The sequence below is a fragment of the Parafilimonas terrae genome, from assembly GCF_900115755.1.
Taxonomy (GTDB): Bacteria; Bacteroidota; Bacteroidia; order Chitinophagales; family Chitinophagaceae; genus Parafilimonas; species Parafilimonas terrae.
Window position 1 is genome coordinate 1 of the sequence record NZ_FOXQ01000019.1, and the last position, 14,274, is coordinate 14,274.

General features: G+C 39.3%; 14 protein-coding genes. 2 read left to right on the forward strand and 12 right to left on the reverse strand.

All coding sequences use genetic code 11. The features are described from left to right. Positions 1–251 precede the first annotated feature (251 nt). Positions 252–689, forward strand: a complete 438-nt coding sequence (locus BM015_RS20295; RefSeq protein WP_090663021.1) for an IPExxxVDY family protein — start codon at positions 252–254, stop codon at positions 687–689. Between the two features lie 248 nt (positions 690–937). On the opposite strand, the gene BM015_RS20300 is transcribed toward BM015_RS20295, so the two are convergent. From BM015_RS20300 to BM015_RS20355, 12 genes are all read right to left on the reverse strand, one after another. Continuing rightward, positions 938–2,035, reverse strand: coding sequence for a TlpA disulfide reductase family protein (locus BM015_RS20300; protein WP_090663023.1), 1,098 nt, complete (start codon positions 2,033–2,035; stop codon positions 938–940). 145 nt (positions 2,036–2,180) lie between these two features. Beyond that, positions 2,181–2,951, reverse strand: coding sequence for a tryptophan synthase subunit alpha (trpA, locus tag BM015_RS20305; protein WP_090663025.1), 771 nt, complete (start codon positions 2,949–2,951; stop codon positions 2,181–2,183). A gap of 57 nt (positions 2,952–3,008) precedes the next feature. Beyond that, positions 3,009–3,977 (reverse strand): hypothetical protein, encoded by a 969-nt coding sequence (locus BM015_RS20310; protein WP_090663026.1) that lies wholly within the window; start codon positions 3,975–3,977, stop codon positions 3,009–3,011. A 79-nt stretch (positions 3,978–4,056) separates the two neighbouring features. Next, positions 4,057–4,635, reverse strand: a complete 579-nt coding sequence (def, locus tag BM015_RS20315; RefSeq protein ID WP_090663028.1) for a peptide deformylase — start codon at positions 4,633–4,635, stop codon at positions 4,057–4,059. After that, positions 4,632–4,970, reverse strand: coding sequence for a PIN domain-containing protein (locus tag BM015_RS20320; RefSeq protein WP_090663030.1), 339 nt, complete (start codon positions 4,968–4,970; stop codon positions 4,632–4,634). The genes def and BM015_RS20320 overlap by 4 nt, the downstream gene beginning before the upstream one ends. Continuing rightward, positions 4,957–5,139, reverse strand: coding sequence for a hypothetical protein (locus tag BM015_RS20325; protein ID WP_090663032.1), 183 nt, complete (start codon positions 5,137–5,139; stop codon positions 4,957–4,959). The genes BM015_RS20320 and BM015_RS20325 overlap by 14 nt, the downstream gene beginning before the upstream one ends. Before the next feature lie 18 nt (positions 5,140–5,157). After that, complete coding sequence (gene ruvX, locus BM015_RS20330) at positions 5,158–5,574, reverse strand: Holliday junction resolvase RuvX (protein ID WP_090663034.1); 417 nt, start codon at positions 5,572–5,574, stop codon at positions 5,158–5,160. A 29-nt stretch (positions 5,575–5,603) separates the two neighbouring features. Then, a complete protein-coding gene (locus tag BM015_RS20335; protein ID WP_090663036.1) occupies positions 5,604–6,491 on the reverse strand; it encodes a UbiA-like polyprenyltransferase in 888 nt (295 codons plus the stop codon). Between the two features lie 49 nt (positions 6,492–6,540). Continuing rightward, positions 6,541–7,089, reverse strand: coding sequence for a Uma2 family endonuclease (locus BM015_RS20340; RefSeq protein ID WP_090663038.1), 549 nt, complete (start codon positions 7,087–7,089; stop codon positions 6,541–6,543). Positions 7,090–7,177: 88 nt separating this feature from the next. Beyond that, a complete protein-coding gene (locus tag BM015_RS20345) occupies positions 7,178–8,263 on the reverse strand; it encodes an acyltransferase family protein (protein WP_090663041.1) in 1,086 nt (361 codons plus the stop codon). A 27-nt stretch (positions 8,264–8,290) separates the two neighbouring features. Continuing rightward, complete coding sequence (locus tag BM015_RS20350) at positions 8,291–8,830, reverse strand: RNA methyltransferase (protein ID WP_090663043.1); 540 nt, start codon at positions 8,828–8,830, stop codon at positions 8,291–8,293. Between the two features lie 465 nt (positions 8,831–9,295). Next, positions 9,296–11,023: a phospho-sugar mutase gene (locus tag BM015_RS20355; RefSeq protein WP_090663045.1), complete on the reverse strand. Its 1,728-nt coding sequence runs from the start codon at positions 11,021–11,023 to the stop codon at positions 9,296–9,298. Between the two features lie 229 nt (positions 11,024–11,252). Here BM015_RS20355 and BM015_RS20360 point away from each other — a divergent pair, with 229 nt between their 5' ends. Continuing rightward, positions 11,253–14,228, forward strand: a complete 2,976-nt coding sequence (locus BM015_RS20360) for a glycosyl hydrolase family 28-related protein (RefSeq protein WP_177191979.1) — start codon at positions 11,253–11,255, stop codon at positions 14,226–14,228. The last annotated feature ends 46 nt before the right edge of the window (positions 14,229–14,274 follow it).

Genomic DNA, 14,274 nt, shown 5'->3' on the forward strand with positions numbered 1-14,274 from the left:
CTCACCATTGCCGTGAACCTTGCTTCCTGCAGGGTGGAAGGGTTTACAACTGTAACGGTGCTGAATCCTTTCTGTATTCCAAACTGTTCTGTAGCTTGAATTATTACCGGATTGCCGGTTGTTGCCTTTCCTTTATACAAATGGATTTCAACTTCGCCCGTATTTGTAAGGCAGCATAAGAGCAGCAGCCATCAGAAAAATACAATCAACCTCTTTCCCGAAACAAAAATGTTTAGTTACTTGCTTTCTTTATGGCAAAACTGGTTTTAAATATTGATGGCATTGAAGATGATTTTTTTACCGGTGCAAGAATGCTGGGCATAATGTCGCAAACCAAGAATTTCCGCTTTTGCTGGCTGGTGAATACGCATTTGCATGTAGATTTCAGGCTGAATGCCGATGCTGAAATTCAGTTAAACAAAAAAGGCAGGAATTATTTTTTTGAAGTGTACCAGTTTTGCGAGCCGGGCTGTGAAACCGAACATTATATTTATCACAACCAGTTTGAAGGGGAACACCTTTTACCTGAATTTAAGCATTTCGATTTTTTATGGCTTGCCAAATCTGCCAACCTGAATGATGAAGATTTCTTGCTGCTGCAGCAAAACCTGAAAAAAATAAACGGCGTGCAGCTTGTAACCGAGCTTACTCCCGAAAAGATAAAGAACAAAACCAATCTTATTTTTTAGGGGTGCCTGCAGCTTGAAGAAAAATAACCAATGAGCAATCAATGTCGTTGATTTAAGGTTTAATTTTTTGAAAAATACAATAATCAATAATCAATATTCAATGCTCAATTTGCTGAGTTTGCAATTGAACATTGTTTTGTTGAATATTTTCTTAAATGAACGACATTGAATGAGCAATAAATAATCAGTTATGGATGATGTAATAAGTGAATGCACGCAGCTCATGGCTCACAGCTTTTTAGCAGCTTTCAATTCAGCACTTCCTTCAGCTTTTGTTCCAATGCATCGCCGCGAAGGTTGCGGGCAATAATTTTACCATTGGGGTCAACGAGTATGTTTTGAGGTATCATGTCTATATGATACATTTCTGCCACCGCATTCTGAAATTGTTTCAAATCACTCACGTGCGTCCAGCTTAAATTATCGGCGTGAATGGCTTTAAGCCAGCTTGCTTTATCGGCATCCAGCGAAACGCCGAGCACCGTAAAATTTTTGTCTTTGTATTTATTGTAAGCAGCCACCACGTTAGGGTTTTCCAGGCGGCAGGGCTTGCACCAGCTTGCCCAAAAATCAATCAGCACATACTTTCCCTTAAACTGTGAGAAAGAAACTTTTTTACCCGATGTGTCCGGTTGCGAAAACTCAATTGACTGCGTACCCACAGCGCCTATTTTATCACGTTTAATTACTTCTGAAAGGTTTGTGGCAAACTGGCTTTTTAATGCAGGGCCGCCAAGCTGCGCATATCTCTTTTCAAGCAATAATACATCGCGGTTAGGGTCGGTATCATAGCTGTATGCCAGCAATAAAGCTGCAACGGGAGAATTTTTTTTACGCTGAAGAAAACGGTCAATTGAATTTTGATAAATATTATAAGCTGTGTTCAGCATAATAGAAGCAGAATCATGCAGGCCCTGCGATGTAGCCGACATTACCTGGTTGCGGTAATAACTTACGTAATCATTTATAGGCTTAATGTCGTATAAAAATTCTTCATATTCAATATTGCTGGGCGAGCCGGTAATTACCATATCATTTTCGCTGCTGCCGTTAATGTTCACCGTATCGCCGCCCATAAATACCACAACCCTGCGCTGCAATGATGGAAAAAGAATAATACGGGCATCAATATTATCAACTGCGCCGCTCAATTTAAAAATGCCATTTTGCACGGTAGAAGTGGCAAGCGTATCGGTGCCATTAAAGCCAAGTAAAATAACCTGCGTGCTTTCTGGAACAGATGTGATATGGCCTGTTATCAAAAAATTCTTCTTATCCTGTGCATTTGCAATTGCAGGTAATAACAACAACATAAAAATCCATTTCCGCATCATAATAGCATTCATATTTACTGTTCAAATTTAAAAATCATTGCTTCGCAAAGATTTAGTTTATTATGTTGCCAGCTATGGTATTGCATGGCATCTTCCCTGCCCGAACTACATTCACGCAGGCAGGGTTGGTCACTCACTTGTACCGCATATTGAATTACTAACCAATAATCGGCTGCAAAAATGCTTTGGTACCTGCCTTAATATCTTGTGCCGATTCAATATTTTTAATATAAGCCGTGCCGATAATAGCGCCGCTGGCATGCTTGCAGGCGGTTTCAAAACTTTGTTTATCTTTTATACCAAAACCCACCAGTACAGGATTTTTTAAGTTCATGCCTTGCAGGCGCTGCAAATATTTTTCAACTGCATCAAAATCCTGCTGCTTACCTGTTGTGGATGAAGAGGAAACCGCATATAAAAAACCAGTGCTTAATTCATCCAGTTTTTTTATTCTTTCTTCCGATGTTTCTGGCGTTACCAAAAAAATAAAGTCAAGGCCATAGCGCTTAATGATGGGGCCGTATTCCGTTTCAAATTCATGTTCCGGCAAATCGGGAAGAATTAAACCATCAACCGGAATGGCGGCGGCATGCTGGCAAAACCTTTCAAAGCCATATTGCAGCACAGGGTTCATGTAGCCCATTAAAATAATGGGTATATAAATTTCTTTGCGGCAATCCTGCAATTGGGCAAACAGTTTTTCAATCGTCATGCCGTTCTGCAAAGCCCTTGTGCCACTTGCCTGTATAACCGGCCCGTCAGCCAGCGGATCGCTGTAAGGCATGCCAAGCTCAATAATATCGGCGCCATTATCCTGCAAAGCTTTCATCACTGTTAATGTGCTGTCCAGTTCAGGAAAGCCAGCGGTGCAGTAAACATTTAATATTTTTTCTTTCTTGCGCTGAAATAATTCTTCTAACCTGTTCATGTGAAATTGGGATGTTTAAATGATCTCAGGGCTTTGACTGCCTGACGTGGTAACCCGTCAAAGTTCCGGCTTAAAATCAAATAATGTTGCGGTAAATTCTCCGCGTTCTCTTTTTTTGGTTATCGCACTGAAGTTGCCTTTATAACGCATGGCTTCAGGCACCAGCAAATTACCAACATGCGTCATCTCTACTTCCATCGTTACATTAAAATCATAAAGCCCCGCTTTATAGCTTAATGAATAACTGCGGCTTACCACTTCCATTGTTGCAGCATCAAACCTTGTTGTCATTTCATCCACTACAATATTCTTCCTGCTAAAAAAGCCGAGGCCTTCTTTAGGTTTTATGCTGAAAATATAAACGGAATTGCCTTTGTAAGTATCGTAATCAAGTGCATAATCATAAAGCTTATGCGCATCTTCATCATACAGGTCGAGCTTATTGCCAATAAACGGTATGCCCGGAATTTTTCTGCCGGGATTAAAGAACAGCATCTTTAATTGTTCTTTGTGTTTTTCGGTGCCGCTTTTGCCGGCGGTAGAAAATTCGCGGCCTGCAACAATATTATCTTCACCGCAGGTTTTGCCTTTGGTAAGAAAAATGGATGCATACATTTCACCCGTTAAATAATTAAAGTCGCCGTTAGGCTTAAGAAAATCGCCGGTGGTTTTTTGATCGAGCGTTTCCATATAACGGCAGCCGTTTTCACGGTGCTGCTTTGTTTTACTGTAATAGCTTGCCTGCACGCCGCCGCTTTTATTCAGCATGCTTATATTGTTGTATGATGTGAATGCAACAATATGCAGGTTGCGGAATGCTTTATAAAAAGTAGTATCGTTTTGAATGCGGCGCAGGAGGCTTTCATAGTCAATGCCGCTTTGCACAATTACCGGTTTAAGCGTAAAAGTGCCTTTATCAATAATAATAGTAGTGTCTTTTCCTTCAACAATAAAAGAATCTTTTTGCTGAGAAAAAGTAATGGCAGGCAACAGGGTTAAGACAAAGACTACATAAATTAATTTCATTCGTACAAGTCTGTTTTTTAATGGTCTCATGCAACGCCCTGGGTCTTCTGCTTGAAAAATATATTTTACATAGGGCGTTTTATTTGGGGAATGCCATTTTATAATCCACTTTCACCTTTCCTTTAGTAATGTCAGTAAGCTTACCCTGCAATAATTTTTTTCTGAATGGCTTAAGGTAATCTATAAAAAGTTTGCCTTCAATATGGTCGTATTCATGCTGAATGATGCGGGCTGTGATACCATTAAATGTATCAATATGATGATTGAAATTTTCATCATCATATTCAATGGTTACGCTCTCCGGCCTTGAAATATCTTCCCTTATTTTAGGAATGCTTAAACAGCCTTCGTTATAATCCCAGGGCAAACCATTGGTTTCAATGATCTTTGCATTAATGAACACTTTTTTAAAACCTGGTTCATCGGGATACTTACCTTTTTCATCATCTTCCTGGTTGGCAAAAAGCTGCTCGCTGTCCACAAGAAACAGGCGGATGTCTTTATTCACCTGCGGTGCAGCCAAACCCACGCCGCTGCTGGCGTAGAGTGTTTCCCACATATCTGCAACCAGCTTTTCGAGATTGGGATAATCTGGCGTTATATTTTTTGCAACCGTTCTTAAAACCGGTGTGCCGTATGCTACGATAGGTAAAATCATGAGAGATCTAACTTTAATATTTTTAAATCATCTATTTTATAAAAAACTTCATCAAACGTTATTAAAGGAGTGTTCAGGAAAAAACTCGTTGCGGCAATAATAGCATCAGGAAGTTTAATTTTAAAGTTTTTTCTTAAGCCAGCGGCAATTTCGCAAATAAGGTCGTTTGTATGAATAATATGTATAGAACTGATATATTGCTTTGAAAGCAATTGAGCGTACGTTATAGATGAAATATAGATAAGATTATTATTCAGGATGGTTTCAATCTTTTGGTTTCCTGCAAGATGATAAATAATGGCATTGGTATCTGCAAGAATTTTAATTCCACTCATTTCTCAGTTTTCTTTGAAAATCAAGGCCATCACCAAAAGATTTTATTTTGCCTGTAAACTTTTTTGCATCAAGGCCATTAATAAATTTAGATGAATCGCCAACGGCTTCTACTTTCTTTTTTATAGAGTCTTTTGTATCATCCTTTGTTATGGTAATAATAGTTGCCATAGCAACAAAAGTAAAAAATTAAAAGTTAAGAGCTTTCAAATACTCCTGCAACATAATGGTGGCGGCTATTTGGTCAACATTTCCCTTTTTTTGGCGGTCTTTTTTCTTCATGCCCATTTCAACCATTGCCTGCGAAGCCAGTTTGGAAGTGTAACGTTCATCAACCGTTTCAATTTTCATCAATGGAAAATCTTTCTTAAATTTTTGTATGAACTGATGCACCAGTGGCGTGGCATGTGTATCGCTTTCATCCCAGTTTTTGGGCTCGCCAACCAATACCAATTCTACTGCTTCCTGCTGAAAATATTTTTTAAGAAAAGAAAACAGGTCTTTTGTTTCAACGGTTGTTAATGCCGATGCAATAATTTTAAAAGGATCGGTTACGGCGAGGCCGGTACGTTTTTTACCATAATCTATGCAGAGAATTCGGGGCATAAAATTGTTAACGGATGATAAATGACAGTTTAGTTTATAAACAGATCTGCGATTACAAGAACTCCAAATACTACGCTTGCAATACCGTTGGCCGTCATAAAGGCGAGGTTTACCCGTCTTAAATCGTTTGGTTTAACGATAGAGTGCTGGTACAATAGCATGCCGCAAAAAACAGCAATGCCTATCCAGTACACAAAGTGAAAATGACCATAGAAACCGGCGGCAATCACACAGGCTGCGCTCAACAGGTGCAATGATTCAGAAACATGCAGGGCTTTTGATTTGCCCACAACAGCAGGAATAGAATAGAGTTTTTGTGATTGATCGAACTCAATATCCTGCAGAGCATAAATAATGTCAAAACCGCTCACCCAGAATATTACAGCGAATGAAAATAATATGGGCAATACATCAAACCTGCCTGTTACGGCCAGGTAAGCGCCAATGGGCGCAAGTGATAAACCTAAACCTAATACCAGGTGGCAAAGGGGTGTAAAACGTTTTGTATAACTGTAAAACAATACCACAAACAAAGCTATAGGAGAGAGGAAGAAGCAAATTTCATTGATAAAAAATGTTGCTGTTATAAAGATGACGCAATTCAATATTACAAACCTTAACGCGCTTTGCGGCGATATAATGCCTTTGGGAATTTCGCGAATGGCGGTTCTTGGATTTTTGGCGTCGAAGCTCCTGTCGAGATAACGGTTGAAAGCCATGGCGGCGCTGCGGGCGGAAACCATGCAGATGAGGACTCCTATAAAAGGTAAGCCATAATAAATATAATATGGAACAGCAGTTATGGTATGAGTTTGTTTCCACATTACTCCCAAAAAAAATCCAATCAATGCAAACGGTAATGCAAATATTGTATGTGAAAATTTTACGAGTGATAAATAGTTCTTAACCGTGGTCATGCTGCAAAAATAGGTTGAAGTTTTTATACACTCTCTTTGGGAAAGGGAGTTAATACTCTTCCAAATTTATTTGCAGGTTATTTAAAGTGCGGATGGTTACAACTGATGAATTTTCATACTCAACTTTAAACTGAGTTTTAAATACATCTGAAAGAAAAGCTTTTGCAGTTGGTTTTTCCTGCATAAAATCAATTATAATATATTCCTGCACACCGGATTTTTCATATACTTCAAGCTTTTTGCCTAAATCATATTTTTCAGTTCCTGATGATAAAATTTCTATTACTAAATCAGGAGCGCCATAAATGCGTTTTTGATGAATGATGCCGGCGTTTTCATTGCTGATAAATAATAAGTCGGGCTGATACACATTGCCATAATTTAATTCTACATCTAAAGGTGAAAAATAAACCCTGCCTAATTTATTTTTCCTTACGTACACATTTATTTCAGTAGACAAAAAAATCAACATGCGCTGGTGCGCTTCTGTGGGTGCGGGAGACATAATAATGTTATTGTTTATGAGTTGTGCCAATGTGCCTTGCGGCAACATGTCAAACACCTGCTTTATAGTTCTTGGAATGGCTTGTGTTTCCATAACTTAAAGTTACTTTTTTTCTTCTTAAATATCTTGGCTGGTAACCCAAAGACGATTCGAACCTGGCTGCAAGCCAAAGTAAATGTTATTACGAATCCACAAACTTCTTCTTCAAATATTTTCTTACCGGGATATCATAAAATTTCATCACCAGCCAGGCAAATGCAACTAAAAAAAATATACCGGGAATAATAATGAAAGGAAGTTTATCCATTGATGGTTTGAAGCCGGTGTAATAATTGCCGAATATCCATATTGCGGCATAATGTGTCATATATAAAGGATAGGATATGTTGCCTGAAAACACGCAGATGTTTTTCATTTTCGGATTAAGTGCAGCGCCTGCGCCAAGCGATACGATCAAGGGAAAATAAAACAACACAACAAGCAATTCTGTTAACCAGTTAAAACTTGTTCCGGGCATAATAAAAGCCAGGCTTAACAACACTGTGAGGCCAATAAAACCGATATTGTTTTTAATGATCCAGTTACTGCGATATATTAAAATTCCTGCAGAAAATGAATAGGCCAATCTTGTGCCGCCATCCCAAAAAGTTTCCCCTGACCAGCCGCCCAATAAATTACCCGAACGATAGCTTACATAACATAAAAGTATAGCCGCCGATATTGTTATTATAATAAGCAGGCTTCGCTTTATCCTGCATAAAATAAATGCATAAATAATGTTGGCGATATATTCCCAAAACAGCGACCACGATGGCGCATTCAGGCCAAATAAATTAAAACCGCGGTCTTCCATTGCAGGCATTGGAATAAGCATGATTGAACTCATAAAGAGCAATAAAACCCTGCCTGTATTGTAACTGGTATAAGCATTGGAAAATGGATCGAGCAGGAAGCCCGCAACACCAAGTACAGTACCCAATACAACGAGCGGATGCAACCGTATTAAACGCAGAGCGAAGAAATTTTTTAAACCCATTTGCGGCATGCGGTTATCATAAGCATAACCAATAACAAAACCGGAAAGGCAGAAGAAAAAATCAACTGCGAGAAAACCGTGGCCTATAAAGTTTTGGTTGTAATCCGGGAAAACCCATTCCATAAAATGAAATATAACAACAGCCAGTGCTGCTATGCCCCTTAAGCCATCAAGTATATTAAAATGCGGTTTTGTTTTTAAAACGGAAGGTGCCGTGTTTTCAACTGTCATGCTGCAGAAGAGAAGTTTATTTTAATTTCAAAGATCAGCGTATGTTATACTTTTTACCAGCTGCCATAATACAACACCGGCGGCAACGCTTACATTTAAAGAATGCTTCATACCCTGCTGCGGAATTTCAATGCAGCCGTCGCATTGCTGCATCACCAGGTCCTGCACGCCGGTTACTTCATTGCCAAAAACAACGGCTGTTTTTTGGTTGTGGGGGATAGAAAAATTTTCAAGTGAAATACTTTGTTCAGCCTGCTCAACGGCATAAATTCTATAATCATTTTGTTTGAGTTGATTGATGGCGTCAACAATATTGTCAAACTGCATCCAGTCAACTGTTTCAGATGCGCCAAGCGCCGTTTTATCAACCTGCCGGTGCGTTGGCGGCGGCGTATAACCGCAAACAAAAATGCATTCAATTAAAAAGGCATCCGATGTGCGGAAGATGCTGCCCACATTGTAAGCGCTGCGGATATTATCGAGCACTACAATTATCTTATGTTTTTCCGCCTGCTTAAATTCTTCAACTGTTTTACGGTTCAGTTCATCCATGCTTAGTTTACGCATGGCGCAAAAATAAAACTGCAGGTAACAATTATGCAATAGTTATTTTAAGCGTGTAATCCATAAAATTCATTATTGAGTTCAATTCCAAAGCATCTTATAAACAATTGCGAAAAAACCAGGGCCGTGTTATTATTTACTTCCATACAAAGGCCTATGATCTTATAAGTTTCTTCTTTTAGCGGAAAATTTCATGGGTTTGATATTAAAGGCCTGAGGCTAATTTATTCAGCAATTTAAGATATTTATTGCCACAGATGCACAGATATAAATGTTATCACCAAAGCAAAAAAAATCTGTGCATCTGTGGCAATCTGTTGATATTAAAGGTTTGGAGTCGGTTATTCAACAACGCTCATATTAATTTGAAGTCAAAAGCTTCTCAGCGCAAATCCGGTTTACGCATGGCGCAAAAATAAACTGCCCCGCTAAATGCGAGGCAGTAAGTATAGCAATTGGCTTAAAAAATTATTTCAGCTTCATGTCAACAATAATATCCTGTATCTTTTGTTTTTGTGAAGCCAGTGCATCATCAAACGCTTCTTTGTTTTTAAGCGTAGTGCGCACGCTAAAATAGAATTTAATTTTCGGTTCAGTACCACTTGGCCTTGCCGAAATTTTTGAACCGTCCTCCAGCTTAAACTGTAATACATTGCTTTTCGGCAAATCAATTTTCCAGGAGTTACCGGTTTTTAAATTTTTGCCTTCCTGTGTTTGATAATCGAGTAATTCAACAACCGGGGAGTTATTAATAGTTGTAGGCGGATTATCTCGATAAGCTTTCATCATCTCCGCAATTTCTTCCTGCCCGCGCATACCTTTTTTAGTAATGCTTATCAGTTCTTCATAAAAGAAACCATATTGAATATAAAGATCGATGAGCTTATCATATAAGCTAACGCCTTTATTCTTTTCATAAGCCGCCATTTCGCATAAGAAGGCCACGGCTGATACAGCATCTTTATCACGCAGCTTATCGCCCACCATCAAACCAAAACTTTCTTCACCACCGATGATATAATTTTCCTTGCCTTCTTTCTCTTTTATTAATTCAGCAATCCACTTAAAACCGGTAAGCACATTATAACATGCAACATTATTTTTTTCTGCAATGGCGTCAATCATATAAGTGGTTACAATCGTTTTTATAACCATATCATTTGCCTGTGCAATGCCTTTGGCTTTGCGTGCTTCGAGCATGTAAGAAATAGCCAGCACCGCTGTTTGATTACCATTCATTAACACCCATTGGCCTTTATGATTTTTTATGCCGATGCCAACGCGGTCTGCATCCGGGTCGGTGCCTAATAAAATATCAGCATCCAGTTCAGCAGCCTTTTTAAGGCCGATGCTCATGGTCTCACTTTCTTCCGGATTAGGATAAACAACGGTTGGAAAATTGCCATCGGGTGTTTCCTGTTCTTCCACAACCGTTACATTATCAAAACCAAATTCTTTCAGCACTTTTGGCACCAGTGTTATGCCTGTGCCATGAATGGGCGTATAAACGATTTTAAGATCGTGCTGTTTTTGAATAACATCAGGATAAACACTCAGGCTTTTTACCATTTTAATATAAGCCTCATCAATATCTTTACCGATGATAGTAATGTTTGATTCACCGCCGCTGAACTTAACATCATCCACACTTTTAATGGCTTCTACTTCTTTAATTACATTTTTATCGTGTGGCGGAACCAGTTGCCCGCCATCATTCCAATAAGCTTTATAACCATTGTATTCTTTCGGATTATGGGAAGCGGTTATTACAACGCCGCCGTTCAATTTTAAATGGCGGATGGTGAAGCTTAATTCAGGCGTAGGGCGTAGCGCTTCAAACAAAAAAACCTTTATGCCATTGGCTGCAAAAACATTAGCGGTTGTTTCTGCAAAAAAACGGCTGTTGTTGCGGCTGTCGTGCGCAATAGCTACTTTAATTTCAACATCGCCTAAAGTTTTCTTTAAATAGTTGGCAAAACCCTGCGTGGCCATACCAATCGTGTACTTATTCATGCGGTTGGTGCCAACGCCCATTAAACCGCGCAAACCGCCGGTGCCAAATTCAAGGTTCTGGTAGAACGATTCAATCAATTCTGTTTCCTTACTGCTTTGCAGTTTTTTTATTTCATTTTTAGTTTCTTTATCGTAATTGCCATTAAGCCAGGTGTCAACTTTTTGTTTTACGGCGGCATCCATATCTGATTATTTACAGGTTTAATTTAAAGGTTGTAAATATATAAAAAAAGCCTCCATACCCTCAACGGAAGTTTTTAATTGATTTATTACTTTCCGGAATTTTTTTCGGCAGGCTAAGCTTGAATGCACAGCCTGTCATGTTTATAAAAGCAACGGTTTTTTTGTAAAGAGCAATTTGCAGACTTCAATCAAAATCATGTTTAAGTTTGTTGCAATAACATTCACTATTATGAAAATTATTGCAGCAACATTTTTAGCTTTTTTATTTTGTATCAATTATAGCCAGGCACAAAAAAATACAACACCCAAAAGCAAATCGTTTTATACAAAACAATTGATGGATTCGGATGCGGTGTATTTCACGCCTGAAAATTTCAATATCAAAGCGGATGGTTCAATGGATGTGAGCGATGTGTTGCAACAGGCTTTGTACGAATTAAAAACCACGCACAATTTCGGAATACTTTTTTTGCCCGAAGGAAAATACCTCATCAGCAAAACGATTTATGTGCCGCAGGCCATTCGCATTATTGGTTATGGCGCCAATCGCCCGTTGATTGTGCTGAAGAAAAATTCGCCGGGATTTAATGAGATTGATTCATCAGACAAAGGCAATGCAAAATACATGTTCTGGTTTATTCACAGCGTACCCAGGCCGGGGCATAAACCCGGAGATGCAGGCGCAGGAACGTTTTACAGCGCTATGAGCAATGTGGATCTGGAAATTGAAAATGGCAATCCGTATGCAGTGGCGTTGCGCACACATTATGCGCAGCATAGTTTTATTGCGCATGTTGACATTCACATCAACAATGGTTTTGCCGGCATGTTTGATGTAGGCAATGAAATGGAAGATGTAAAATTTTTTGGCGGTGAATATGGCATCTATACCACGAAACCTTCGCCGGGCTGGCAATTCATGATGGTGGATACTTATTTTGAAGGCCAGCGCAAAGCCGCTATCAAAACACAGGAAGCAGGTTTGACGATTGTGCGCATGCAGGCAAAAAATGTTCCGTCGGTTATTGACATCAATCCGAATTATATAGAGAAATTATTCATGGAAGATTGCCGTTTTGAAAATGTAAAACAACAAGCGATTCTGGTGAGCCTTCCGGATAATGCAGGCAATCAAATCAGTTTGAAAAATATTGATTGCAGCAATGTGCCGGTGCTTGTAAATTATCGCGACGATACAAAAAAAGTGGAAGGAAAAGGAAAGGTGTATAAAGTGAAAGCATTTATGCAGGGATTACAAATGGACAGTTTGCATGCAGACCCGGTTGTAAAAACGATTGCTGAAATGGAAGCATTAAAAACTTTACCCGCGCCTGCGCAAAAAGATATTCCTGATTTTCCGGCTATAGATAGCTGGGTAAATTTAAAAACGCTGGGTGCTGTTGGCGATGGCGTTACGGATGATACAAAAGCCATTCAGGATGCGATTGATAAATACGAAACCATTTATGTGCCGCAAGGCTGGTATCGCGTAAGTGAAACCATCAAACTAAAGCCCAATACGGCTTTGATTGGATTGACGCCAATCGGCACTCAATTTATTCTAGCAGAAAGCACGCCTGCATTCAGCGGCTTTGGCGCACCAAAACCTTTGCTTGAAAGTTCCAAAGGCGGCAACAATATTGTAACGGGCATCGGGCTTACAACAGGCTTTGCCAATTATCGCGCCGTTGCATGCAAGTGGATGGCGGGCGAACATTCTTACATGAATGATGTGAAGTTTATCGGCGGCCACGGAACAATGCAATGGATTTGGAAACACAAAAGCGAAGAGAAAGATATTTATGGCGACAACCTTGTGAATGGTTTCGACCCTTTGTGGGCAACGCAATACTGGAGTTTGTGGATTACTGATGGCGGCGGCGGAACATTTAAAAATATCTGGACAGCAAACACCTGGGCCACCAACGGCGCTTACATTTCCAATACATCAACACCGGGACGCATTTATGCCATGTCTATCGAACATCATGTGCATAATGAAATTCGTTTCAGCAATGTTTCCAATTTTAAAGTGTACGCATTGCAGTTAGAAGAAGAAAGCCGCGAAAGTTCTGAATGCCAGCCGATGGAATTAGAGCATTGTAAAAACATGGTGTTTGCCAATTTGTATATGTTTCGTGTGATAAGAGTGAATGTTCCTTATCCGTATTCTATAAGAAATTTTGGTTCGTCCAACATTGAATTTTTAAACGTGCATAATTACAGCCAGATAAAATATACCACCAGCAATCCTTTGTATGATGTGAACTCGAATACAACTGTTCGTCCGTGGGAATTTAACCGGTTGTATATTGATAAAGCCACTTCGGTTGTTACAAATAATAATGAAGTAAATCAGCTTGCAACAGGATTTGAATTTGCAGAAGGCATTTGTCGCGACAGCAAAAACAATATTTATTTCTGCGATTCAAGAATGAAGAGAATTTATAAATATGATGCTTCATCGAAACAAACAACATTGCTCGCAGATTATCCATGGGAGCCGCTTTCATTGGCTTGTGATAAAAATGATAATTTACTCGTCGTGTTTAAATACAATCCGCAGAAAGGTTATATCGTGAATGGAAAGCAGGAAGCATTTACCAATCCGCCTGATGCCCGCGGAACCTCATTCAGCGGTTGGGGTAATTCAGGTTTTGCAACGTGGGTGTATTCAGTTAATCCATCTAATCCTGATGAAACCATTCATTTATTGGATACAGTAAAAATGAGCAGCGTTCAAAATGTTTATAAAGCCTTGTATCCCGGCCATCGCTGGAGAGATTATCACGACTTCAATACCGTAACTGTAAACAGGCCTGAGGAATGTTTCATTGCGCCCGATGGCGTTACCATCATTCCAAAAGTATATGACCTTGCAAGGGCCAGTTGTTTGTCTGAAGCGTTTCCGAACAAGCCCGCTTATGTTACTGATGAATATGATAAACGCACGGTGAAGCTCGATGTGGATGCGCAAGGCTATGTAAGCAACTTAAAATATTTTGCAGAGAAAGGCGAGTTTGGAACAGCAGAAGATGATAAAGGAAATGTGTATATAGCAGACGGAGAAATTTATGTGTATGATGCGCAGGGCAAATTCATCAAAGAAATTAAAACACCCGAACGGCCCACTTCTGTTGTGATTAGTGATGATGGCAACATTATTTATTATACGAGCGCCGGCTCTTTGTTTAGTAAGATTTAGAATAAATTTTATGATAAAATCAAATTCAGTTTTTAAGAAATTTTTG